Raw genomic sequence first — 25,238 nt, 5'->3', positions numbered from 1 at the left:
CAAGGCCGGCCGCGGTTTTCGGGGCGCCGTAGTTGAGCGGGACCATCGCCTCCGCGGTCGAGGCCCCGTGCGCGCGGCTGGTCGTCGCCGGATTCGGCGGCGGCCCGGGCTGCGGTGGAGAACCGGGCGCGGGATTCCCGGCGGCTGCCCAGGTCGTGTAACGACTCCTGACAAAGGAGGTTTCCGAACCTTCGGGAATGACAGTGTGTCAGTTCTCTTTGACGCTTGCCGAAGGGGGTGGGGCCGGTCGAGACGAGGAAGACCACTGCCAGACCGTGGGAGATCGACGACGGATTGTGGGCGCGTATCGAGCCGCTGCTGCCGGTCATTCCGCGTAATCTGCGGCGTCCAGGTCGTAAGCGTCTGGATAGTCGCCAGGTGCTGTGCGGGATCCTGTTCGTGCTGTACACCGGGATCCGCAGGGAGTATCTGCCTCAGGAGCTGGCCTTCGAGTCGGGGACGTGGCTGGCGAGGGCTGCGGGACTGGAACGAGACCGGGGTCTGGCAGTACCTGCACGAGCTGCTGCTCTCCGAGCTGCGGGCCGCAGACCTGCTCGACTTCTCCCGCGCCGCGGTCGACTCCGGCCACATCCGCGCGATGAAGGGCGGATCGGCCACTGGTCCGTCCCCCGTGGACCGGGGAAGGTCGGCAGCAAGCACCACCTGCTCGTCGAGGCGCACGGCATCCCGCGTGCGGCAATCACCACCGTCCGTAACCGCAACGACGTCACCTGACCGATCCCGCTGCTTCAGGCCGTCCCGCCGATCCGCGGCAAGCGCGGCCAGCCACTACGGCGCCCCAAGCACCTGTACGCCGACCGCGGTTGAAACACGAGGTCTACTGGGACAAGGTCCGCCGGTTCCAGATCACCCTGCACCTCGCCCGGCGCGGCACCGGGCACGGCTCCGGCCTGGGCGTGTAGCACGCGGTGCCCCCTGGAGGGCCGGGCTCGGCGGCCCTCCAGGGGGACCGGGGGAGGGGAGGATGGTTCACAAGCCGACTGTCATGAGGCGACGGTCAGCAAGTTCCCCTGCCCGGAGGGCATCGTCCGCCGCCTCACCGGCCGCCCCTCGGGGGACGGCCGGTCAGGCGCCCGGCTCAGCGCTGGGCTGGGCGCCTGACCGGCCGTCTGGGGCACCCCTGCGGACCACACCGACCCCGGACCGGTGACGGACCGGCGCCGGGGGAGCCCTGACCCCGAGCCTCCCCGCAGACCTTCGTCGTGTTCGAGGCCGTGGCCTCGCCCGCGGTTGTTGTTGCGGGACGCCACGGGTGAGCTCAGACTTGTCGCGGAGGAAGAGCCTCCGGTACGCGCGCCGCCGCACCGGTGTCGGCTTTCGCCCTGACGCGCGAGGGCGCTCTCCTCGACCAGGCGCACCTCCATGGCCGAGGGCACGCCGGCCGGTAGCCCGAGGCGGGTCTTGGCGAGGAGGCCGTCGATGAGGCGGGTGGGCTCCGCCGGCGATCTCAGGTGCGGCCACACACCTCCGACCGGGGCGAACTCGCACGTCCACGGCAGCAGTTGGTAGAAGGTCCGTGATGATCGGACGTCGATCAGCTCCTGCGCGGTGTGACCCCCGGGCGGAATTGCACGTCTTACATTCGAGACCGCATCCCGGCGGCCCCCAACGGAAGGTTCTTCGATGGACAGTCAGATCGTGAAGGTGAAGATTCACCCCGCCATCGGTGTCGCCCGGGTCGGCAACAGTGTCGAAGCACCCTTCATCGGCCCCGAATCACCGGACCAGAAACCAGCCGACCCCGGCTCCTACAAGGACGCTTCCGGGGCGCTCCGCAGACAGGCCGCACGGTTCCGTGTGTACGGCTACAACGCCGCGGGGGAGGTGGTGAGGGAGCTGAAGCCGGGCGCCGAGGGTGTCTCCGAGATCGAGTGGACGGTGCATCTGGCCAACAAGAAGGCCGCCTGGTACCAGTTCCATCTGGCGCTGGACATTCCCGAGGGCAAGACGCTCGCGGCAGAGCAATACGCTCTGCGCAACGCCGACGTCGTGGGCGCCGAGAGGAAGAAGCTGGTCAACGACCCCGGAAGCCGCACCGTCCGCGGCTCGAAGACCGAGACGCAGAAGTTCGACACCGGCAAGATCATGGGCAAGGCGGTGTACCTCGGCGAGATCTCCACCCGTTCCGACGGCCGCCTGGTGGTGCTCGGTGGCCGGGGAAACTCCGCCTCCTACAAGAACCAGCCGATCACCGGGGTCGCCAACAACAACACCTGGTACGACGACGTGTCCGACGGCCCGGTGACGGCGAAGGTCCGTATCGACGGCAAGGATCTGACCGCCGCCCCGGCCTGGGTCGTGGTCGGGCCTCCGCACTACGCCCCCGGCGTGAAGTCCATCCGTACCCTCCACGACCTGCTCTTCGACGTCTTCGTCCAGGCCGGTTCGCTGACCCGCCCGGAGAAGATCTCGTTCACCGATCACATCGAGCCGATCCTCCGCCGGTTCTGCGATCTGCAGTGGGTCAACCAGGGATTCGCGGCACAGTTCGGCTGGAACGGCCCCCACTTCTTCCTCTCGCCTGCCATGCGGAAGAGGCTCGCCGATCCGTCCGACCGGAACCGGGAACTGCGCCGCCAGACGTACGCCGCCCTGCGCGACTACGACCGGGACGGAATGTCCCCGCTGCCGTGGCCGTGGATCTACGGTGACGCCATGGCCAGCAAGCCCAAGTCCGTGCGTCAGCACCTGGTGCTGACGCCGACCCAGGACTGGATGCTGCAGCGCTGGGCGGACGGGGCTTTCCGGGCCGGGTCCCTGTGGCAGCCGCGGCCCACGGTCGACGACGCCCCTGTCGGCGAGCAGCCGGGGCTGCTGGACCGGGCGGCCCTGGAGAACTGCGCCGCCGACGCGTTCCACCCGGGGTGCGAGGTCACCTGGCCGATCAGGCACGCGACCATGTTCAGTGAACCCTTCCGCATCCGGCACCGCGCCACCGGCACCTCGGAACCCGACTACGGGCCCACCCTCACTCCGCAGGAGGCGCTCGCCGCCAACGGCCCCCTGCACGCACAGGGGCCCGGAGACCTCACTCGCTGGATGGCCGCCCCCTGGCAGGCGGACACCGCGAGCTGCCGCTCCGGCTATGAGGTGCTGGCCAACCTGGGGCCCCGGTACACCCCTTACCTGCCGACCTTCTGGCCTGCCCAGGTACCCAACCATGTCCTCAAGCTGGAGGACTTCGAGAAGGTCAACAAGCCGTCGACCGGGAGCGACGACAGCGTCCGGGAAGAGGCGTTCGAGCGACGGGCGACCTGGCTGCGCGGCCTCAACGGCACCATGAACCAGCAGCGCACACAGATGATCAAGGACTGGCCCAAGCTCGGCATCGTCGAGGTGCGCGACTACACCGTGGGCGACGGGAAGTTCCCGGAACGGATCCTGGTGGAGTCGCGCCCCGGACAACCGCTCGATCAGGCACCGGACACGGCGAACCTCGTCAACCTGCACATGCCCGAGGCGGGCCCGCACGTGTTGTCCGCGGCGGCGGGCATCCGGCCCGAGGACAGGCCCACCCCCGAAACCGCCGAGGCCGAGTCCGCGGCACAGGTGGTCGGCGAGGCCGCCCGCGCCACCGGCTACCGCGAGGAGGAGATCACCGCCGGATATCTCGAGCTACTCGACCCCTTCCGCGACGCGCGGTGAGCGCCGCACACGCTCCCGGCACGGACACCTACGACGTCGTGGTGGCGGGCGGCGGCCCGGCCGGCTGCGCCGCCGCGCTCGTGCTCGCCCGTGCCGGCCGTACGGTTCTGCTGGCGGACGCCGGCACCGGGCCGCCCAAGGTCGGCGAGACGCTCGTGCCCGCCGGACGGGTACTGCTCGGCGACCTCGGCGTCGCCGACCGCGTTCTCGACTCCGGGCATCTGCCCTGCTACGGCAGCCTCTCGGCGTGGGGATCGGCCGACCTGCACGCCGTGGACTTCATCAACGACCCGCACGGCCACGGCTGGCACCTCGACCGGCGGTTGTTCGACCGGCGTCTGCGCGACGCCTCGCGCGCGGCGGGGGCCGAGGTCGCCGAGGGCTCGGCCGTACGCGACACCGCGCGGACGCCGGGCGGCGGCTGGATCCTGGTCCTGCGCGGCGGCACCGGCCCTGCCGGTACCCGGTCCGGTGGCGAGCGTACGGTGCGCTGCCGCTGGGTGATCGACGCCACCGGCCGCGCTGCCGCGATCGCCGTCCGGTGCGGGGCCCGGCGGCGGGTCGGGGACCGGCTCACAGCTCTGTACGTGCCCCTGGAGGCGGACCCGCTGGACACCGACCGCCGTTCCCTCGTCGAGTCCGACGAGGACGGCTGGTGGTACACCGCTCCGCAGCCCTCCGGCGGGCGACTGGTCGCCTATTTCACCGACGCCGACCTGCCCGCCGCTTCCCACACCGCACGCCACTTCCGCCGACGGATGACGGCCACCCGCCACGTGTCCCGATGGGTCCACCGGGACGGGCCCCCGCCCACGTCACCTGCCGCGCCCCGCCGGGCCGCCGCGCACACGGCGCACCTGGACACGGTGTACGGAGACGGCTGGACCGCCGCCGGGGACGCGGCGGTCGCGTTCGACCCGCTCTCCTCCCAGGGCGTGCTGACCGCTCTCTACACCGGGCTGGGCGCGGGCCTGGCCGTCGACACCCGTCTGGGTCGCGCCCCCTACGGCACGGACTCGGCCCTCGCCGCATACGCGGACAAGGTCGCGGCCGCACGGAGCGCGTATCTGCGCGGCCACCGAGTCATCCACACCCAGGAGGCCCGCTGGGCCGACCGCCCCTTCTGGGCGCGACGCCTGACCGACCTCCCCGACTCGCCCTACCGACCGCAGGAAGCGCCCAGCGCGCCATGAACACGGAACGACCCCGAGTCGACGCCGAGTTCGGCTGGACCGCGCCGCAACGAAGGCACCCCGGCTGGACGGCGCCTTCCGGCTCCCCGGCGTCGGCCTGACCCACCCGCCCGTTCGGCCGCCCGGGCGACCGGCTACCGCGACTGACATCTCCTGTCAGTGCTGTGCGGGCGGCGCACCACCGCACAGCACGTTCGCCGGCCACCGTTCCGGCCGAGCCGGTCGCGGGGCCGGCGGCCGACCTGCTGCACCCCCGTCATGCCGAGCTGGATCCGAGCTCCGACACCAGCCGGTCTACGCGATGCTCACCCACGCCGCCGCGAACCTCCCCTTCGGCGACGACCTCCGCATGGCCACCACCTACTACGACGTCCACGTCGAAGCCCGCCGTCCCGACGGCAGCGGCTACACCCTGCTGCGCCTCGGGCCCCACACCCAGACCTGGCTCGCCTCCGCGACGCCGACCCCCGCAACACCCATCCGGCCGGCCGCGCGGCCCTCGTCATCCCCGGCTGCACCTTCCGGCTCGACGGCATCGCCCACCTCGACCTCCGCAGCGGCCGCTGCCCGACGGACAGGCGGCCGCTTGTCCACGGCTACGCGGTTCCCCAGTCATCCGCCTGTCCCCTGTCGGGCGGACCGCCGCGGCGCCGAAACCACAACCGGATAGTTCATCCGTATGTGTGCTACCGTCCGGAGCTAAGTGGATGAGTTATCCGTTTGGTTGGCGGGGTGGAGGCCTACATGAAGAAGACAGCAGTGGTCACGGCCGGAACAGGGGGCATCGGCCTGGAGACGTCGCTGGGACTGGCCGTCGCGGGGTTCGCCGTCACAGTGATCGGGCGCGACGCCGAACGGGGAGCCAAGGCCGTCGAGTTGATCAACGCGACGGGCCCGGCGCACCCGGCCCGGTTCCTGTCCGCGGACCTCGCCTCGCTCGACCAGGTGCGTGCGCTCGCCCGCAGGATCGCGGCCGACCACGCCGCCTCGGGGGAGCCGCTGACGGTGCTGGTCAACAACGTCGGGGCGATGTTCGCCGAGCGCCAGACCCGGGCAGGTGTCGAGGCGTCGTTCGTCGTCAACCACCTCTCGCCGTACCTGCTGACCGAACTGCTGCTGCCCACACTCGCGGCCGGTGCGCCGAGCAGGATCGTGAACGTGACGTCGGGTGCTGTCGCCGTCGCCAAGCGAGTGTTCGACGCGGTCGAGCCGCCGGGCGGCTACTACGGCTTCCACTGGTACGGCCGCGCCAAACTGGCCAACCTGGCCTATACGTTGGACCTGGCAGCCCGGCTGGACGGCACGGGCGTCTCGGTCTTCGCCGCCGATCCCGGAGGGGCTGCGACCGACATGACCAACGGCACCATGACCGACCCGAAGATCGTCTCGCCTGCCCTGCGGCTGCTGTGGCCGCTGGTGCGTCGCACATTCGAACGCTCGACCTCGGGTCCGGCGTCCGCGGCAGCCAGGCCCTCCATCATGGCCGCCACCGACGACACACTGACGGGCCGAACCGGCATCGTCATCGGCGCCCAGGCGCACCCGGTCGCCCCGTACCGCGCGGCGACCGACCCCCGCGTCGCCGAGGCCGTACGCCGACTCAGCGAACGGCACGCACCGCTCGCCCTCGCCTGAGCCTCGCACGCGCGGCGGCGCGGGCACCGGGCGGGCGACGGAACCATCCGGATGAATCATCCGATTAGCATGGCCTCATGACGACGCCCCTACGCAAGGACGCGGCCCGCAACTGGAAGCGGATCGTCTCCGTCGCCCGCGACCTGGTCGACGAGGGCACACCACTGCAGCTCAACGACGTCGCACGCCGGGCAGGACTCGGGGTCGGCACCGTCTACCGGCACTTCGCCACGCCCGAGGCGCTGCTGGAGACCGTCGCCGCCCCATGCCTGGAGGCCCTGGCCGCCCATGGCCAGCAGGCGCTGACCGATGCCGACCCCTGGCGCAGCCTGACGGGCTTCCTCTTCCACACCGTCGAGGCGCAGGTCACCGACGCCGCCCTGCCCCCCGTCGCCGCCGCGACCACGGACGCCCTGCCGCGCACCACGGAACTCAAGAAGTCACTCACGTCGGCCGGCGCAGCACTCCTCGCCCGGGCCCGCGATGCCGGAGTGGTCCGCCCCGACCTCGCCGCCGCCGACCTCGTCCCGCTCATGTGCGGCATCGCCCACGCCGTGGACGTCCACGGAGGCACCCCCGCCGACCGGTCCGACACCGCACACCGCTACCTCGCCGCCCTCCTCGAGGGTTTGCGCATGTGATTGGGCGGTGGGGTGGCAGTGGCTGAGTGTCAGCGGATCGTGGTGTGGATGCCCTGGTCATGGGTGGGGGCGGGGCTGTGGTTGCTGATTCACCTCGCTGGTACAGGCCACGGGCCCGCCCGACCACGTATTGATACCCCCGTTACCCGTCATCCGTGAGCCGCTCTGGTTGGGCTTCGACGCGTGGAAAGTGCACTCCGCTGCTGCCTCAGGGCCCACATCCCTGCGTGGTCACCGTGCGCTGCCCGTGCTTGAACGCTCGCGACGACGAACTTCTGCCCCAGCACTTCGAAGCCCACATGCACGACCGCGCCCTGGGATGCCGCGCTCCAGTGCTCGGGTCGGCTGCGGAGCCGGAGGTGATGTCCGGGGGAGGGGCTACGGTACGTTGCCGTGGACGCTGCTGATCTGGACTGTCGGACCCGGACGCAGACTGGCTGCGTCCCGCGGCACCTCGTCTCCCGGCTTCTCGAACTCGGCAATCCCGGAACGGTGGAGTTGTGGGCCGGCCGAGGGGAGTGGTTCTGCGCGCGGGAGTGGGCGCGGCTGCTCGGTGAACAGGGACGACGGGCTGAGGCGCTGGAGATGCTCGCCCCGTATCTGGCTACGGGCTGGTGGACGGCCACCGAGACCATGGCGGAATTGCTGGAGAGCTGGGGGCGGGCCAACGGGAGGCAATCGTGCTGATCCGCGCTCGTATGAAGGTCGGGCATCGTCTGGCACTGGAGTCTTATGCGCGATTGCTCGCCCGGCACGGCCGGCGTCGGGAGGGCGCTGAAGCCCTGGCCTGGCAAGCTACCGGCCACGGCGCCCCCGGGGACCGGGACGGCGCCGAGACTTTCTACCGGCAGGCTGCCGACGCTGGAGGCACGTTCGCCCGCCTTTGCCTTGCCGCGATGCGGGAAGAGCTGTGCCTTGCTGCGATCCGGGAAGAGGCGGGCGACCGGGTCGGCGCCGAGGCCTTGGCCCAACAGGCCGCCGACGCCGGAGACACCTTCGCTTTGGCCCATCTCGTCAGGGCACGGGAGGGGGCCGAGGACCGGAAAGTAGCCGAACAACTCGCGCGTGCCGCCGCCGTTGTAGGCGACACCTACGCCCTTGGTCCGGCTGGCCCGGACGCGGGAAAAACGGCGGACAGGGAAGGTGCCGAAAGCCTCTACGGGGAGGCCGCCGACGCCGCCCCCCAGTCAGCCTGTCGGCTGCGGCTTTCGAAAGGCGATGGCCCTGCGGCTTGGACCCGGACGGCAAACCCACGGCCCTCCGGAAGTGATGCCCGCACTCCGCCCTGGCCGAGCAGCCTCGCTTGGTCACAACCGCCAGACGTCGGTGCCGCTCGTTCAGATGAGGCAGCAACTTTGGAAGGCTGCCGAGCCCTGCTGGGGTCACTGGGCCCTGTCGGCGGCCGCCATCCAGATCGCCGTCAGCCGCCGCAGCTGGAGCTTGTCACTGATCGGCAGTGACTGGGCGTGGGAACGTCGCAGAGTCAGGACGGTGGTGGGGATGTGGAGTTCCGCCCCGCAGTTACCGTCCGCCACGGCGACGGCGATCTCTCGTTCACGCAGGGCGGAATTGGCGCCCTGCGTGCGGTAGTCGTCCTTGAGCTGCTCGTAGGCCGTGTCGGGGGATGTGTAGGTGTATCCCTTGCCGCGCATGCATGTGCGCCAGTCGTTCATGGCGCTGCGGTACTTCGGGGATTTCTCCACGCGGGAACTGAGCTCACTGTTGAGATTCTGCGGGAAGTATGCGATGGACACCCAGTCGTCGAGGCTTCCGTAAAGGGATGTACGGCTTTCTGCCTCGCAACCACGCGCCGAGAAGGTGATGTTCCGACCGCCGCCGAACCTCATCTCGCGAAAGTCCGTGGCGCCGCCCCGCAGGGTTTTCATGTACGCGTCGGCCTTCTTCTTCGACAGCCCGGCCAGATAGGCGTCGTTTGGCGCGGTGCCGACCGATTCCTTTTCTGAGGCGTACTGGGAGGCGAGGCCGTATCCCCTGGTGCGTCGCTCATTCATGTTCAGGGAGCGTTCCTCATCGGATTCGGCCGCCGGGTCCGCTGACTCGGCGCGGTAGCGGAATCCCTTCGCTGCCATGCAAATCGATATGAGCTTTGATTCCGCGTTCGCGAGATCGACGCTGATCCGGGCGAAAGTCCCGGAACGGGTGAGGAGGTCGAGTTCAGTGCTGGTGAGTTGAGTGCTGGTCACATCGCTGCCGGTGGTGGATGTCCCGCATGCGGTCAGCGCGAGAACGCCCGCCACCGAGCAGGCGAGCGGGGCAAGTCGCATGGTGCCCGGACCCCTCTCGGTCGTCGGGTGGGAAGGTGGCGCAAGAAGCTCGGTGTCCGCAGGCGGTTGCCCGCGGACACCTTGGAACGGCAGGGTTCTTCTGGGTACCGGTTACGGCACGGGGCCGCCGCATGCCGAGCTCGTACCGCCGGAAGCGGTTGCCCAGCTGTTCGAAGAGACGGCGTTGTTGAACGTGGAGTTGAAGTTTCCGCCTGTACCGCGCAAGACCATGCCCGCGGTTCCTGTGTACGACCTTCCGGTCCAGACGATGGCTTCGCAGCTGTTTCCGTTGTTGTAGTCCGAGGACGCGCAGTTGTCCCAGTTGTTGTTGGGACAGTCGCCGCGACGGAAGACGGACCAGTCGGCGTTCCTACCGGATAGCTCGCCCGGATTTCCCGACGGCGAGTAATTGGCATTCGGCCAGAAGCAGAAGTTTCCCGGACTGCATCCGGCCGGCGCTGCGGCAATCTTCACCGATTTGAGTGCCACCGTCGCAGACACCGAATTCTGACTTCCGGCACTGTTCGCCGAACTGGCCACCGAGGTACCGGCCATGCCACCCAGCAGCAGTACCACTCCTGCGATCATGGCCAATATACGCCTCATCATTCCCCCTAACTGTTCGAGTTGGTCGCCTTCACTATTGCCAGCACCAGCCCCACCTGGCCATGCTGTGTCGCCAGAAGGAAAAAGCCCTGGCTGCAGGGGGGAACGGCATGCTCCGGATCCACTTCACGGACGCCGACCTGGCGACGACCCGGGTGGCCAAGGCACCTGACGCGCTCTGGGAGGTGGCCGCGAGCCTGCACCGCTTCCAGACCCGCGCGGGCCGTTGGGCGTATGCCGAGTGGTATCGGACTACCCACACCCGACTACGTGAGCGGCAACTCGACCGCACCGTGCGCGAGGTGCTGCTGCCGCTGTTTCCCAGAGCTCGGTACTTCCCTGACTTCCTGACACCCAGCCGGCCGAGCTGTGCCGACGGGGGGCTGGACGCCGGACTCGACGCCATCGTGTCCACGCCGGCCGACCGTGTGAGCCACGAACTGGCCCTGCTGGAAGGGAAAGTCGGAGCGCCGACGTGGGTGCGACGGCTGACCGGCACGCAGGAGCGCCGGGATCTCGCGGCCGCGATCCGCGCCTACCATGACGTCGCCGTGCGCCCGTTCGCCGACAGGATCCACGCTCACCTGGAGGCCAAGCGGTCGGCGTCCTGCCGCCACCTGCTCGACGGCGGTGTCCAGGGGATGCTGGCCGGACTCGGGCCCGCCATGCGCTGGGAGCCGCCGGTCCTCAACGTCCGCTATCCGGCAGATCGGGACCTGCACCTGGACGGCCGGGGCATACGGCTCGTACCGTCCTACTTCTGCTGGGACAATCCCGTCAGCCTGGCCGACCCCCGTCTGCCGCCCGTGCTGTTCCACCCCTTGTTGCACGAACCGGCCGCAGCGACTCTCGCCACCCCGCTGACCGCACTGCTCGGGCGCACCCGGGCGACCGTGCTGCGGATCACGGCGTCGGGAGCGGGCGCCACCACCGGGGAGATTGCCCGCGCGGCGGGAATCTCCCCGTCCTCCGTCAGCAAACACGCCGGGGTACTGCGCGGCGCGGGTCTGCTGATCAGCAGCCGACACGGCGGGCACGTACTGCACACCCTCACCCCGGCCGGTGCGTCCATGCTCCGCGCCGACGCCCGGGCCTCGACGGCTGCCCCGAGGCCCACTGCCGCCGCCGCACGCTGAGCGAAGGCTGCGGCTGCGCAGGACACACCTCTCCGTGGCACTGAGCTTGTTTTAGACGTCGTTCTTTGGTGTGCTCGTTCGTTGAAACGTGCATGACGGATCTGGTTGAGCGGCTGGTGTCGGACGAGTTGTGGGTGCTGTTCCGGCGGGTGGTACCGCCGAGGTCATACGCCCGCAGGGCGGCGGCCGGCGTCGAGCGGGTGCTCGTGAAGCCTTGGCCGCGATCATCTTCGTGGCGACCTCGGGTCGCACCTGGCGGCAGCTCCCGCCTGTGTCCGGCCCGAGCCGGCAGACGGTCTGCCGACGTTTCGCCCAGTGGAGCCGGGCCCGGGTCTGGGCCAGGCTCCACCGCGTCATCCTCGACGAACTCGGCGCCCGCGGGGAACTGGACTGGTCGCGCTGCGCGATCGACTCCGTCAGCATGCGGGCTGTAAAGGGGGGCCTCTGACGAGACCGAATCCGACCGACCGCGGCAAGCCCGGGGATCTGCACAGCGACATCCTTCCCACCCGCCCCACAGGGCAAGCCAGTTCAGATGTCACCCGATCGTGCGGCAGACCCATGATGTGGTGGCAACACCTGACAACGAGCCCCGGCCTGTCCGGAGCCATCGGAGCCATCGTCGGCATCCTGGGCCTGCTTGTAGCCATCGTCTCGGTGGTGGTTACCGTCATGGTCGCCTGAGCGGTGTCCTGATCTCCCGCTCCGGCCGCCGATCACGGTGCTCGGCTGTCCTTTGAAGAACCCGGGTCAGGCGACCGAGCGTGCGTTTGAACTGGTGGAGAGGCAGTACTCGGATCGTGCGCTATTCGGCTCTCAGGCAAGCAGCACTGGGCAGGTCCGCCAGTGAGCTTCTGTGAAGGGAGTGCTGCGCTCGGCAGACGAGCCGGTTTTCGAGCGTTCGCCCACTGAGTGCAGGAGCTGCTGGAGGGGATCGGGAGCACTGTTGCCGACCATGCGATCCGAGCACTGTGGTCTTGGCTCGGCTTTCTGGCGGCTCTGTGCCTTGGCGTCCGTTGTGACTGTCGTGCCCTGACGATCGTTAACCGTTGTGACTGTCGGCCCTGACGATCGTTAACCGATGGCCCGTTGGGGGGAGGCGAGTGAGTCATCCTCGCCCTGAGCGTTTCTTCCCAGGTCACAGTGGTGCTTTCCAGGTACTAGCGTTGTCCTTCAGGCTGGTCTTGAGTCACGCCCAAAGCGAGGGGCTACCTCGTTCGGGTGATTGGGGTGGGTGGCCTCTTGTCACTCGGTTGGCCGTGTGGGTCACTAAGAGTGTGAACCGGCGGGCTGCCCATCCCTGTGCCGGGGGAGCCTTCGAACAGGCAGCTGTTGCCGGTTTTCTCTGTGCCCACAGCAGACGCCGGATGTTGTAGGTGTGGCTGCGTTCGTGGCAGTACGGCTGTTCGTCTTCCCTGGCCCTGTCGGCGTTGACCGCTTGGCGTCCCCGTCCCTGTGACGCGCCGCGGCGGCGGGCTGGCTGGTCCTGCTGGTTCCTCGTCAGTTCCTTGAGATCCATGCGAGGAGTTCCGCCATGCCTATCTCTCCGAATCAGGGTTCCACCGGTGGTGGCACGCTGGTGACCATCACGGGCACGAACCTGTCCAACACCAGCGCGGTGAAGTTCGGCAGCAAGTCGGCCACCAACATCACGCAGGTCTCCCCGACTCAGGTCACCGCCGTCTCCCCGTCCGGCACCGGCACCGTTGGTGTCACCGTGACGACTCCTGGCGGCACCAGCAACCCGGTGTCGTTCTTCTATGTCGGCGCCCCGTTCAAGTCGTCCCTGGGCACCACTTCCGGCCCGCTGGCCGGCGGCAACACCATCACCCTGACCGGCACCGGCCTGTCGACGGCCACCAGCGTGTCCTTCGGTGGCGTCACCGCCACCCCGACGGTGAACTCCGACAGCTCCCTCAGCGTCACCGTCCCTGCCGGCGCTGCCGCGGGCCCCGTCTCGGTCAGCGTGACCACGGCCGGCGGCACCAACAACGGTCTGACCTACACCTACGTCGACGCCCCGACGGTCACCTCCCTCACCCCGACCTCGGGCCCGACCTCGGGCGGCACGGCGGTGACCATCACCGGCACCAACCTCGACACCACCGACTCGGTCACCTTCGACGGCGCCCCGGCACCGTTCTCGGTGATCAACGCGACCACGCTGTCGGCGGTCACTCCGCCCGGCACCGCGGGGGCGGTCGACGTCGTGGTGTCCAATCCCGCGGGATCGGACACGGCAGTCGGCGCGTTCACGTACGTCGCCGGCCCCGGCATCTGATCCCTCCTCCCGCGACGGCGCGCCGTGCCGCCGGCCCTGGCACGGCGCTTCGTCACCTTCCCGCCCACGACGGCCTGACCGGGCCTCATGGGCGGGTCCTCCCCGGCAAGGGCCGTCCCGAGGAGAGGGAGCTGCTCTTGTCCGTCGATCTGCTTCCGCGCGCGCGTGCCGTGGCCGCCGCGCTTTCCGCCGCCCCGATCGCCGTCATCCCGGTGGGTGACAGCCCCGCCCGAGTCGCCGTGGGCCGTCTCGGTCGCGCGGGCTATGTGACGAACTTCGGCTCGGACACGGTGACCGCCTTGGACACCGGGACCCGTTCCGCCACCGCCACCATCCCGGTGGGATCCGGTCCGTGGGGAGTCGCCGTCGACCCCGCCGGGGCCGAGGCCTACGTGGGCAACTCCTCTTCCGGGACGGTCAGTGTGATCGACACCGCGACGAACACCGTCACGGCGACGATCGGGGGCATTTCCTCCCCGGCCGGCATCGCGTTCTCCCTCGACGGCAGCCGCGCCTACGTGGTCAGCGAGGACACAGGCCGCCTCGTCGTGCTGGACACCGCCACGCGCACCGTCGTGACGAGCGTGACGGTGGGCAGCACCCCGTATGAGGTAGTGCTCTCCCCGGACGCGCCGTACGCGTACGTCAGCGGCGTCGGCACGGTCACGGTCATCGGCACCGACGCGCTGACGGTCGTGGCCACGATCGGCGGGTTCACCCGGCCCCGAGGCCTGGCCGTCACCCCGGACGGCCAGCGCTTGTACGTCGCCGACCAGGGAGCCGGCACGGTCAGCGTGGTGGACACCACCACGTACACCGTCGCCACCGTGATCGGCGGCTTCGACGCCCCCGTCTCGCTGGCCATGGGTCCCCGCGGCGCCCTGGCCTACGTCACCGAGAGCGGCTCCGGTGCGCTCGCGGTGATCAACCTGGCCACCAACGCCCGCACCGCGACGGTCACCGGGCTGGGCGCCTTGAGAGGCCTCGCTGTCACCCGCGACAGTCGTCATATCTACGTGGCCGATGCCGGGGCTGACGCGGTGAGCGTGCTGAACATCCCGGTGCCGGTCTCTCCCGACCAGGGGCCCACCGGCGGTGGCAGTGCGGTCATCCTCTCCGGGCGAGGTTTCCTCGGCACCACCCAGGTCCGGTTCGGCGACCGCCCGGCCGCCTCCTTCACGGTGGTGGACGACGCCACCATCACCGTCGTCACTCCTGCGGGCACCGGCGCGGTCCCGGTCACGGTCACCGCCGCCGGCGTCACCCGCACGATCGGCACGTTCTTCTACCTGCAGCCCCCGCGGATCCGGACCGTGGCGCCGGTCTCCGGTCACACGGCGGGAGGCAACACCCTGACCATCACCGGCATCGGCCTGTACACCACGCAGGAAGTACGCCTGGGCACCACCAGCGTGTATCCGACCGTGGTCTCCGACGGCCGGCTCACCCTCACCGTGCCACCCGCACCCCCCGCTCCTCCCGGAACCGTCACCAAGGTCCCTGTCGTGGTGGCCACGCTGGGCGGCGTCGCCAGCGGCCCCTCCTACACCTATGTCGATCCGCCGACGACCACCACGCTGACCTCCTCACCTGTACTGCCCGTGGTGGGCGAGCGGGTCACCTTCACCGCGGAGGTGGCCCCTGCCGCTGCCGGGACGGGAACGCCCACGGGTACGGTCTGGTTCGACTTCGGAGACGGATCCATTCCTGTCACCGCCGTGGTGGCGGACGGGGTGGCGACAGCGACGCACACCTACCTCAACACAGGCGGCAGCCCGTACACGGTCACAGCCGCCTACAGCGGGGACCTGCACTTCGCGCCGTCGTCGGACTCCGCGGAGCAGGCGGTGGCACCGGCGCCCACCTCGACGACGGTCGTGTCCAGCCCGGAGCCGTCGAATCCCGACGGGCCGGTGTCCGTCACGGTGCGGGTCATCGTGGCAGCCCCCGGCAGCGGGCGGCCGACGGGCACCGTGACCGTCGACTTCGGCGACAGCACACCAGCTGTCGAGCAGCCCCTCGTGGACGGTGCGGCCACAGCCACCCACACCTACCCGGCCGGCGACGCCACCTACACGATCACCGCCTTCTACAGCGGAGACACCGACTACGCCTCCTCCACCGACGTCCGCACCCACCGGGTGCTGGCCGACGTCCTGGCCACCACCACAACGGTGACCTCCGCGCCCGATCCGTCGACTGTCTGGCAGTCCGTCACCTTCACCGCCACCGTCACCCCCGCCGACCCCGGCGCGGGCACTCCCACCGGCACGGTCACCTTCGACTTCGGCGACGGCACACCACAGGCCCCCGCCACCTTGTCGGGCGGGACCGCCACCATCAGCCACACCTACACCTCCGGCACCGGCAGCCCCTACCCGGTCATCGCCGTCTACACCAGCGACAACGAAGAGCTGAGCTCCTCCGCGGGGTACGACGTCCAGATCGTGAACCCGGCCCCCACGACCACCTCGGTCACCTCCTCACCCGAGCCGGCCGTGGTAGGCGAGCCGGTCACCTTCACCGCCAACGTCGAGCCCGTCACACCCGGAGCGGGCACCCCCACCGGCACGGTCGTCTTCGACTTCGGCGACGGTACGACACCGGCCGCCGCCCCGGTCCTGGACGGCACAGCGGTGATCATCCATGCCTATGCCACCACCAGCGGCAACCCGTACACGGTCACCGCCACCTACGACGACGACGCGGACTTCGCCGGCTCCGCCGCAACCCACACCCACATCGTGGGCCAGGCATCGACCACCACGGCGCTGGCGTCCGTACCGAACCCGTCCGTCGTGGGCGAGCCGGTGACCTTCACCGCCACCGTCGTGCCCGTCGCCCCTGGTGCGGGCACCCCGACCGGCACCGTCACGCTCGACTTCGGCGACGGGACCGCGCCCGTGACCCTGCCCCTCACCGAGGCGGTCGCCACCACCGACCACACCTATACGAGTGCCGCGGGCAGTCCGTACATGGTCACCATCGCCTACGACGGCGACGCGGATTTCACCGGCTCCACCGGCACGGACACCCACAGGGTGCGCCGGGCTCTGACCACCACGACCGTGACGTCGGCGCCGGACCCGTCGGTGGTCGGCGAAGCGGTGACCGTCACCGCCACCGTCGTGCCCCTCGTCCCCGGTGCGGGCACCCCGACCGGCACGGTCACCTTCGACTTCGGCGACGGAGCCACCCCCGCCACCGTCCCCCTGACCGACGGCACCGCCACCGTGAGCCACTCCTACACCAGCCGCTCCGGCGGCCCCGACGCGGTCATCGTCACCTACAGCGGCGACCTGGACTTCGTCTCCTCCGGAGGCGCCGCACTGCACACCGTGAACCGGGCGTCGACCACCACAACCGTGGCCGCGGCTCCGGACCCGTCGGTGGTGGGCCAACCGGTGACGTTCACCGCCACCGTCGCACCCGTCGCCCCCGGAACAGGCACGCCCACCGGCACCGTCACCTTCAACTTCGGCGACGGCACCACCCCCGCCACCGCCGCCCTGGCAGGCGGCACCACCACTGTCACCCGCCCCTACACCAGCAGGAGAGACGGCCCCGACACGGTCACCGCCACCTACAACGGTGACACCGACTTCACCGGCTCCAGCGGCACCCACTCGCACACTCTGAACCGGGCATCGACCACCACCTTTGTCACCTCAGCGACGGACCCCTCGGTGGTGGGCCAATCGGTGACCTTCAGCGCCACCGTCGTGCCCGTCGCCCCCGGAGCGGGCACCCCCACCGGCACCGTCGTCTTCGACTTCGGCGACGGCACCAGCCCTCTCACCACCACCCTCACATCCGGCACTGCGACCATCCCCCACTCCTACGGCACCAGAGGCACCAGCCCGTACACGGTCACCGCGACCTACGAGGGGAACACGGCGTTCGCCGGCTCCAGCGGGACGGACACCCACACCGTGAACCGGGCGTCGACCACCACGACCGTGTCCTCGGCGCCGGACCCGTCGGTGGTGGGCCAACCGGTGACCTTCAGCGCCACCGTCGCCCCCGCCTCGCCCGGAGCGGGCACCCCCACCGGCACCGTCGTCTTCGACTTCGGCGACGGCACCAGCCCTCTCACCGCCACCCTCACATCCGGCACCGCCACCACCACACGCCCCTACACCAGCAGGACCGGCAGCCCCTACACCGTCACCGCCACCTACAACGGTGACACCGACTTCAACGGCTCCAGCGGCATCGACCCCCACACCGTGAACCGGGCATCGACCACCACGACCGTGACGTCTGCGCCGGACCCGTCGGTGGTGGGCCAATCGGTGACCTTCAGCGCCACCGTCGTGCCCGTCGCCCCCGGAGCGGGCACCCCCACCGGCACCGTCGTCTTCAACTTCGGCGACGGCAGCAGCCTCGTCACCGCCACCCTCGCCTCCGGCAGCGCCACTGTCACCCGCCCCTACACCAGCCGGTCCAGCGGCCTGTACACGGTCACCGCCACCTACACCGGCAGCACCAGCTTCGCCGGCTCCAGCGGCACCGACCCGCACACCGTCAACCAGGCACTGACGACCACCACCCTGGTCTCCTCCCCAGACCCATCGTGGCCAGGACAGTCCTTCACCCTCACAGCGACCGTCACACCTGTCGCACCCGGAGCGGGCACCCCCACCGGCAGCGTCACCTTCACCCTCCACAACCGCACCCCCGTCACCGCGCCTCTCGTCAACGGCAGCGCCACCACCACCGTCAACGTCCCGCTGCATATCGGCACGCATCCCATCACCGCCAGCTACCCCGGCAGCGCCGACTTCGCCGGCTCCACCGCCACGGACACGCACACCGTCGCCCCGTGACCCGCTCCTGCCATGGAACGATGGCCCGTCATCAAGCTCGAACGGAGTGCCTCGGAGGGCTGCGGGCCGACGGGACATGCCTTCAGACCACCGCGAGCGGCACGGTGACAAACAGCACCAACCGCAATGTCACGCTCTACCCCAGCCCGGCCTGCCAGGGGGAACCGCTGGGCACACTGCCCCCGAAGGGCACTGCGAGCGCACTGACCTTCGCCAGCGTCATTTTCACAGCGCCGTGAGCCGCCGACAGCCATGCCGCAGCAGCGGGAGCCGGCGGTGAAGCGGCTGAGCGCTCTCCTCACCGCAGTGGCAGGTGCTCTGCCGCTGGTCCTGACACCCACCAGCGCCCAGGCCTCGACCGGCACGTTCCTATACACGCACGCCTACACGAAACTGCAGGTCATCCTCAGTAACCCGCCCCGCGGCACGCGCGTCGCGACAACGAACAACGGCTGTGCCCGCAACCTCATCGATCGGGCAGTCACGCTGTATCCAAGTCCGGCCTGCCGGGGGAGCCCGGGACTGTCAAACGAGTGGTGTAACTGGGGTGGTTGGGGTTACTGACGGGCCGCCGACAGGCGGCCGTCGAAGGTGATGTCGATAGCGTTCAGCGCGGTCTTCCAGCGCATGGTCCAGCGGGCCTGGCCGTTGCCGGTGGGATCCAGCGACATGATCGCCCTGTAGCTCCCAGGCGTTCTCCCACAGTTTCACGATCGCCGGATACTTCCTGCCCCATACGTCGGCGAACTCCGCGAACCGGTCCAGGGCGGCTTCTTGGGTCGGCGCCGTGTAGACGGGCTTGAGGAGACGGGCGATCTTGTCCCAGTCCTGGCGGGCGGCATAGCGGAAGGAGTTCCGCAGCAGATGCACGACGCAGGTTTGCACGATCGTCCTGGGCCAGACCGTCTCCACCGCTTCGGGCAGGCCTTAGAGTCCGTCGCAGACCGGCATGAGCACGTCGCCGACGCCGCGGTTCTTGATCTCGGTGAGGATGTGCAGCCAGTGCTTGGCGCCCTCGCCACCGTCGCCGGCCCGCAGCCCCAGGATCTCCCGCCGGCCCTCGGTGGTGACGGCCAAGGCCACGTAGACGGGCCGGTTGGCGACCGGGCCGACCGCGTCGGCGCGCTCCTCACCCCACAACTTGTCGGCCAACTCCGACAGGCACCGCTCACGCGCTGACCCCACCGTGCCGTCCACCCACGTCAAGCAGGTTTGCGCCTGACGAAGAACTTGCGGAACGGCATACTCGGTTCCAGTCCGGCGTCGGTCAGGCAGCCAGCGCGGGCCCTGCCTTGCGGTGATCATCGCGGCCGGGAGTTCCACGGGGTGATGGCCGCCAGCCCCGCCATGACGGTTGCGCGTCGTCGAGCAGGGGGAGTTCGGCGAGGACCTCACCGGTGGAGGGGTTCCGTATCACTTGGTGATCGGCAGGCTGGTGCCGAGGGATGGTTCGCCGGCCCGCCGGACGCACATCGCGCAACCGCGAGATCCTGGACGGCCGAGCCGACGGACTCGTGGACCACGACCGCGTCGAAGGCCTGCCCAGTTCGCGCTGCTCGGGCAGGGGGCGCCGATCGGGACGACCGTGGCGTCGCGCGAAGTCACGGGACGCGGGCGATCATCCCACCTGGAAGCGACGTTCGCGGCAGTCCTACCGCCGGCGCCAGGGCAGCGGCTCGTGGTCGTCCTCGGTGGTGTCCGCGAACTGCAGAGCGGAGTTGATCGTCTCGCCGATCTCCGCGAAATGGCGCACCTGCTCCGGGGTGAGCGCGTCGAAGACGACGCGGCGTACAGCCTCGACGTGGCCGGGGGCTGCCCGTTCCAGAAGGGTCTGCCCCTGCGCCGTGAGGACGGCGAGCTGATTGCGGCGGTTGCTGGGGTCGTCGCGGCGGCTGACGTAACCGGCCTGCTGGAGGCGGGTCACAGCATGGGTGAGCCGACTGCGCGTGACTTTCAGGCGCTCGGCCAGCTCGGACATGGTCAGTGCGCGGTCGGGGGCCGCGGACAGGCGGGCAAGCAGGCTGTAGTCCGAGTGCGTCACCCCCGCGTCCCGGCGGAGCTGCCGGTTGAGATGGTCGGCCAGCAGCGTGGAGAAGTCGATGTAGGCCAGCCAGGCCCGCTGCTCCTCGCTGTTGAGCCAACGTGGCGACGTGGTCATGATCGCAAGCCTAACCGGCTCGCGGTTGAAGTTTCAAACGACTTCTCAAACCGTCACTGAGTCTCGGCTTGGGAGAGCGCCTGGCCCCATCCACCGTGTGGATGGGCCGGATACGGAATTCGGATCGCGCAGAGGATGGCGACAAGACCCCGAACCGCTCATAGTCGTCCCTACCCGCACGCCGCTGTCCGGATCAGCCGCCGGTGTGCGGCCGTCCCCAGCATGCCGTGCGCCGTCGGCGCTCTTGAAAGGCATGCCCGCTCCCGTCCACCGTCCCTGGAGTCGCCATGCCCGGTTCCGTTCCGCCACCGTCCCCCACCGTGGCCGACGACGCTGCTCCGTCACCCGTTGCCGTCTCGGGTCCGCCCCATCTGCTGCGCGTGACCCTGCTGATGGCGGGCAGCTGTCTGCCGATCCTGGGAGCGGTGCTGATCGCTCCGGTGCTGCCGAAGATGCAGGACCACTTCGCGTCGACCGCGGGGGCCAAGGCGCTGGTTCCCCTGGCACTGACCGTTCCGGCGCTGGCGCTGGCGTTGCTGGCCCCGTTCGCCGGGGTGATCGTGGACCGGCTCGGCCGCAAGCGCCTGCTGCTGGTGGCGACCGTCCTCTACGCCGTGTTCGGTACGGCACCGCTCTGGCTGGACTCACTGGGTGCGATCATCGCCAGCCGCGCCCTGGTCGGTGTCACCGAGGCCGCCATCATGACCTGCTGCACCACCCTGATCGGCGACTACTACAGCGGCCGGCAGCGGGTGAAGTACCTCGCACTGCAGACCATGTGCGCCTCCGCGTCGGCCACCGCCTTCTTCGTGCTGGGTGGCGCCGTGGGCGCGGCGGGCTGGCGCCTGCCGTTCTGGGTCTACGCCGTGAGCCTGCTGATCGCCCCGCTGATGGCCATCGCCCTGCCCAACCCGGCGTCCCGCACGGCCATCGAGGAAGCCCGGGTCGAGGAGGAGACCCGCCGTCCGTTCCCCTTCCGGCAGCTGGCGGGCATCTGCGCGCTCACCTTCTTCGGCGCGATGGTCTTCTACACCGTGCCGGTGGAGATGGCGTACCTGCTCGACGACCTCGGGGTGGAGAACACCGGTGTGATCGGTCTGGCCACCGCGCTCGCGAGTGCCGCCACCGTGGGCGGAGCTGTCGTCTTCGCCCGGTTGGAGCGCTCCCCGGACCCGATGCTGCCCGCCGTCTTCGCGGTCTGCGCTGCCGGCTTCGGCGTAATGTTCCTGGCGGGCAGCGCCCCGCTGCTGGTCGTCGGAGCAGTCATCAACTGTCTGGGTACCGGCATGCTGCTGCCGGCCCTTCTCACGAGTGCCATGTCCCGGCTGGCGTTCAAGGACCGCGGCCGCGGCACAGGGCTGTGGACGGCGGCCTTCTTCGGTGGTGAGTTCGTCTGCCCACTGGTGCTGCTTGTCGTGGAGTCGGTGGTCGGGTCTCTCGCCGGTGCGGTGGGCATCCTGGGGCTGGCCGCCGCCCTGGTCGCGGCGGGGCTGCTGGCGGCCCGCCGCCGCGCGGGCGCCGCGGACCCCCGGCCGTTGCCGGAGCAGTTGGCCTGACGGTGGGGACGCCGATGAGCCGGGGAGTGCCGGAGACGGTGCCCCGGCTCGCGGCGCGAGGGCCGGACTCCCCTGTCTCTCCGTGCGCCGACACGGCCGGTTGTGTGGGCCGGGAGTGCCGCTGGTTGCCGACTACTGCCCGGTCGGCAACAGGGCCGCTCCGGTGCCGGCTATGCGCCCTCTGCAGGAGGTACGGCCGCGCCCGCCCCGCCGTCCGTCAGCGTCGCGCCCACCTCCGCGGCCTTCTGCCGCAGCCAGATGTGGGCCGCGTCCTGGGCGTGCACGGGGTGCCACCACAGCGCTTCCTGGACCGGTACGGCCTCGAAGGGGCAGGGCAGGACGCGCACCGCGGCGGAGCGGACCGCGCGGCGGGCCAGGCGTGCCTGGATCATCGCGACGCGGCGGGTGCCCTCGACCATGTGGGGGAGGAGCTGGAAGGTCTGCACGGAGACCTCCACCTGGGGGCTGATGCCGAGCATGCTCAGCTGACGGGCGGCCGGGGCGTCGTAGGGGCGCTGGTAGACGGCCCAGGGCAGGCGGGCCAGCTGGTCGAGGGTGAGTTCGTCGCCGATCTCGGGGTGATCGTCGGCGACCAGGCACAGCCAGCGGTCGCTGAAGAGCTCGACGGCGGGCAGGCCGTTGATGACACCGTGCGGCATCAGCAGTCCGTCGACGGTACTCAGCACGGTCGCGGTGTTGTCCACGACCGACGGCGCCGGGTGCTGGAAGGTGAACCGGATCCCGGGCGCCTCCCGGTGCACGGCGCGGGCCAGCGCGGCGCCGAACACGGCCACGCCGTAGTCGGAGGCGAGCAGGGTGAACTCGCGCGTCTCAGCGGCCGGGTCGAAGTCGGCCTGGCTGGAGAACACACGCTCCAGCAGGTCGCAGGCGGTCGCGCTTCGGTCCCGCAGGGCGGCGCCGAGCGGGGTCAGCTCGTAGGAGTTGCCGGTCCGGGCGAGCAGTTCGTCGTCGAAATGGCGGCGCAGCCGGGACAGTGCCGCGCTCATCGCCGGCTGGCTCAGTCCGATGCGCTCGCCGGCTCTGGTGACGTTGCGCTCCTCCAGCAGCGCGCGCAGGGCGACGACCAAATTGAGGTCGAGTCGGGAGAGGTTCACCGGGCACCACCTAGCAGCCTATAAAGGTATCCATCTCGTGGATTTGCTGCATCCACAGGATTGATTTCCTTGATTCGTTGATCGGGGTCAGAGTAGACCGCACACCAGCAGGAGGAAATCTGATGGCAACGCTCGCGCAACCTGTCGGCCCTTTCGCGCTCGGCACGTTCTCGGCCGCGGACAAGGACGCGTTCCCCGGTCTCGTCGCCCGGGAGCGGGTGCTGGATCTGAGCCGGGTCCTGGCCTGGGAGCCGTCCGACATACGTGCCGTACTGGAACAGTGGGAGGAGGCCCTCCCCGTCCTGCACACCCTCGCGCACGAGGACGCCCTCGACTGGCGGCCGTTGGATGGCCTGAGGGTGCACGCCCCGCTGGAGCCCCGCCAGATCTTCCAGTCCGGCGCCAACTACCGCCAGCACGTGATCGACCTCGAGGTCGCCCACCGCTCCCCCGACGACCCCCGCACCGTCGAGGAGGCGCGGGCCGAGATCGCCGCGATCATGGACCGCCGGGCCGCCGAGGACCTGCCGTACGTTTTCATCGGCCTGCCCAGCACCATCGCCGGCCCGTACGACGATGTCGTACTCCCCGTATGGGCCGAGAAGCCCGACTGGGAGCTGGAATTGGCGGCCGTCATCGCCAAACCCGCCTACCGGGTCTCCGTCGAGGAGGCCCTGGAGTACGTCGCCGGCTACACCATCGCCAACGACCTCACCGACCGTGCCACCGTCTTCCGCCGGGACATGCCCGCCATCGGCACCGACTGGCTGCGCTGCAAGAACGCCCCGGGCTTCACCCCGCTCGGGCCCTGGATCGTCCCCGCCGGGTCCATCGCCGACCCGGGTGATCTGCGGGTCACGCTGAAGCTGAACGGCAAGACCATGCAGGACGAGTCCACCAAGGACATGCTCTTCGGCATCGCGCGGCTGGTGTCGTACATCTCCCGGACCTCCCGGCTCCTGCCCGGCGACCTGGTGCTGACCGGCAGCCCGGCCGGCAACGGCATCCACTGGGGGCGGCTGCTGCGCGAGGGCGACGTGATGGAGGGTTCGATCACCGGTCTGGGTGTGCAGCGCACCCGCTGTGTGGAGGAGAAGCCATGAGCCTGGACCGCCACGACCCGGAGGGCGCGATCGCCGAGGCCGCCAAGGCGTACTCCAACTGGGGGCGCTGGGGCGAGGACGACGTGCTCGGCACACTGAACTTCCTCGACGAGGCCAAGCGCCGCGAAGGGGCGGGGCTCGTGCGCCGGGGCGTCAGCTTCTCGCTGTCGCAGCGCTTCGACATGAACGGGCCGCAGAAGGGCTGGCGCCGGCGGACCAACCCCGTGCACACCATGCTCGACACGGGCACGGACGCGGCCCTCGGCAACCAGGGCTTCCCGCACGGCATCGGCGGCGCGGACGACGTGATCGCGATGCCTCTGCAGTGCTCCACGCAGTGGGACGGCCTCGGGCACATCTTCGACCACGGCAAGGCCTGGAACGGACGCGACGCGGAGAAGGTCGTCACCTCCGACGGCGACCTGGTCACCGGCATCGAGCACATGGCCCCGTACGTGGCCGGTCGTGGCGTCCTGCTGGACGTGGCCCGGGTCATCGGTGACGACGACGGCGGGCCGGAGCTGCCGGACGGTTTCGCGATCACCGAGGAGCACCTGACCGCTACCGCCGAGGCCCACGGCGTGAGCGTCGGACGCGGCGACATCGTCCTCGTCCGCACCGGACACCTCGCCCGTGCCCGGCGCGACGGCTGGGGCGACTACGCGGGCGGGCCGGCGCCCGGCCTGTCGTTCACCACCGCCGGCTGGCTGCACGGCACCGAGATCGCCGCGATCGCCACCGACACCTGGGGCTTCGAGGTACGGCCGAACGAGTTCGAGAACGCCTTCCAGCCCCTGCACCAGATCGTGATCCCCAACATGGGCCTGCTGATCGGCGAGATGTGGGACCTCGACGTTCTCGCCGCCGACTGCGCGGCGGACGGCGTGTACGAGTTCTGGCTCACCGCCGCACCGCTGCCCATCACCGGAGCCGTCGGCTCCCCGGTCAACCCCATCGCCGTCAAGTAGATCAAGTAGCCCGCTCAGCCGCCGGATGCGCCTCCTCCCCGGACAGCAACGGGCGCATCCGGCCCG

16 protein-coding genes and 2 pseudogenes are annotated in these 25,238 nt (G+C 70.1%); 13 read left to right on the top strand and 5 right to left on the bottom strand.

From position 1 onward, the window contains the following. Positions 1-237 precede the first annotated feature (237 nt). From M8J73_RS45535 to M8J73_RS21400, 6 genes are all read left to right on the top strand, one after another. Positions 238-735, top strand: a complete 498-nt coding sequence (locus tag M8J73_RS45535) for a transposase (RefSeq protein WP_372503991.1) — start codon at positions 238-240, stop codon at positions 733-735. A 909-nt stretch (positions 736-1,644) separates the two neighbouring features. Beyond that, positions 1,645-3,666 carry a LodA/GoxA family CTQ-dependent oxidase gene (locus M8J73_RS21420; RefSeq protein WP_055543328.1) on the top strand — a complete coding sequence of 674 codons (2,022 nt, stop codon included), beginning with the start codon at positions 1,645-1,647 and terminating at the stop codon, positions 3,664-3,666. Then, positions 3,663-4,859, top strand: a complete 1,197-nt coding sequence (locus M8J73_RS21415; RefSeq protein ID WP_055543327.1) for an NAD(P)/FAD-dependent oxidoreductase — start codon at positions 3,663-3,665, stop codon at positions 4,857-4,859. The genes M8J73_RS21420 and M8J73_RS21415 overlap by 4 nt, the downstream gene beginning before the upstream one ends. 744 nt (positions 4,860-5,603) lie before the next feature. After that, positions 5,604-6,494, top strand: coding sequence for an SDR family NAD(P)-dependent oxidoreductase (locus M8J73_RS21410; RefSeq protein ID WP_055537676.1), 891 nt, complete (start codon positions 5,604-5,606; stop codon positions 6,492-6,494). 77 nt (positions 6,495-6,571) lie between these two features. Then, positions 6,572-7,135, top strand: a complete 564-nt coding sequence (locus M8J73_RS21405) for a TetR/AcrR family transcriptional regulator (RefSeq protein WP_055537674.1) — start codon at positions 6,572-6,574, stop codon at positions 7,133-7,135. Between the two features lie 393 nt (positions 7,136-7,528). Continuing rightward, positions 7,529-7,822 carry a hypothetical protein gene (locus M8J73_RS21400; protein ID WP_055537673.1) on the top strand — a complete coding sequence of 98 codons (294 nt, stop codon included), beginning with the start codon at positions 7,529-7,531 and terminating at the stop codon, positions 7,820-7,822. Positions 7,823-8,517: 695 nt separating this feature from the next. Here the strand turns inward: M8J73_RS21400 and M8J73_RS21395 are convergent. Both M8J73_RS21395 and M8J73_RS21390 read right to left on the bottom strand, forming a co-directional pair. After that, positions 8,518-9,420 carry a hypothetical protein gene (locus M8J73_RS21395; RefSeq protein ID WP_157873075.1) on the bottom strand — a complete coding sequence of 301 codons (903 nt, stop codon included), beginning with the start codon at positions 9,418-9,420 and terminating at the stop codon, positions 8,518-8,520. 111 nt (positions 9,421-9,531) lie between these two features. Beyond that, positions 9,532-9,996: a peptidase inhibitor family I36 protein gene (locus tag M8J73_RS21390; RefSeq protein ID WP_157873074.1), complete on the bottom strand. Its 465-nt coding sequence runs from the start codon at positions 9,994-9,996 to the stop codon at positions 9,532-9,534. Positions 9,997-10,136: 140 nt separating this feature from the next. Here M8J73_RS21390 and M8J73_RS21385 point away from each other — a divergent pair, with 140 nt between their 5' ends. The 4 genes and pseudogenes from M8J73_RS21385 (at position 10,137) to M8J73_RS21370 (ending at position 18,272) form a co-directional block, all read left to right on the top strand. After that, a complete protein-coding gene (locus tag M8J73_RS21385; protein ID WP_055537671.1) occupies positions 10,137-11,162 on the top strand; it encodes an ArsR/SmtB family transcription factor in 1,026 nt (341 codons plus the stop codon). A gap of 92 nt (positions 11,163-11,254) precedes the next feature. After that, positions 11,255-11,645, top strand: a pseudogene (locus M8J73_RS21380) (transposase); the annotation flags it as partial. Between the two features lie 1,051 nt (positions 11,646-12,696). Beyond that, on the top strand, positions 12,697-13,443 hold the full coding sequence (locus tag M8J73_RS21375; protein WP_055537670.1) for an IPT/TIG domain-containing protein: 747 nt from the start codon (positions 12,697-12,699) through the stop codon (positions 13,441-13,443). Between the two features lie 137 nt (positions 13,444-13,580). Next, complete coding sequence (locus tag M8J73_RS21370; RefSeq protein ID WP_055537669.1) at positions 13,581-18,272, top strand: Ig-like domain repeat protein; 4,692 nt, start codon at positions 13,581-13,583, stop codon at positions 18,270-18,272. 557 nt (positions 18,273-18,829) lie between these two features. Here M8J73_RS21370 and M8J73_RS21365 read toward each other — a convergent pair. Together M8J73_RS21365 and M8J73_RS21360 are read right to left on the bottom strand one after the other, a co-directional pair. Next, positions 18,830-19,382: pseudogene (locus M8J73_RS21365) on the bottom strand (IS256 family transposase); the annotation flags it as partial. Positions 19,383-19,923: 541 nt separating this feature from the next. Beyond that, complete coding sequence (locus tag M8J73_RS21360) at positions 19,924-20,430, bottom strand: MarR family winged helix-turn-helix transcriptional regulator (protein ID WP_055537668.1); 507 nt, start codon at positions 20,428-20,430, stop codon at positions 19,924-19,926. A 287-nt stretch (positions 20,431-20,717) separates the two neighbouring features. Between M8J73_RS21360 and M8J73_RS21355 the strand changes: the two genes are divergently transcribed. Beyond that, positions 20,718-21,986: an MFS transporter gene (locus M8J73_RS21355; RefSeq protein ID WP_055537667.1), complete on the top strand. Its 1,269-nt coding sequence runs from the start codon at positions 20,718-20,720 to the stop codon at positions 21,984-21,986. Between the two features lie 170 nt (positions 21,987-22,156). Here the strand turns inward: M8J73_RS21355 and M8J73_RS21350 are convergent, their stop codons facing one another. Continuing rightward, the gene (locus M8J73_RS21350; RefSeq protein ID WP_055537666.1) at positions 22,157-23,101 is read right to left on the bottom strand and encodes a LysR family transcriptional regulator; all 945 of its coding nucleotides are present in this window, start codon (positions 23,099-23,101) and stop codon (positions 22,157-22,159) included. Between the two features lie 122 nt (positions 23,102-23,223). On the opposite strand from M8J73_RS21350, the gene M8J73_RS21345 reads away from it, so the two are divergent. Together M8J73_RS21345 and M8J73_RS21340 are read left to right on the top strand one after the other, a co-directional pair. Beyond that, complete coding sequence (locus tag M8J73_RS21345) at positions 23,224-24,204, top strand: fumarylacetoacetate hydrolase family protein (RefSeq protein ID WP_055537665.1); 981 nt, start codon at positions 23,224-23,226, stop codon at positions 24,202-24,204. After that, a complete protein-coding gene (locus M8J73_RS21340; RefSeq protein ID WP_249828948.1) occupies positions 24,201-25,172 on the top strand; it encodes a cyclase family protein in 972 nt (323 codons plus the stop codon). Before M8J73_RS21345 ends, M8J73_RS21340 begins: the two co-directional genes overlap by 4 nt. The last annotated feature ends 66 nt before the right edge of the window (positions 25,173-25,238 follow it).

Source organism: Streptomyces neyagawaensis (genome assembly GCF_023516595.1).
Lineage (GTDB): Bacteria > Actinomycetota > Actinomycetes > Streptomycetales > Streptomycetaceae > Streptomyces > Streptomyces neyagawaensis.
This window is presented reverse-complemented; position numbering and strand designations above follow the sequence as displayed.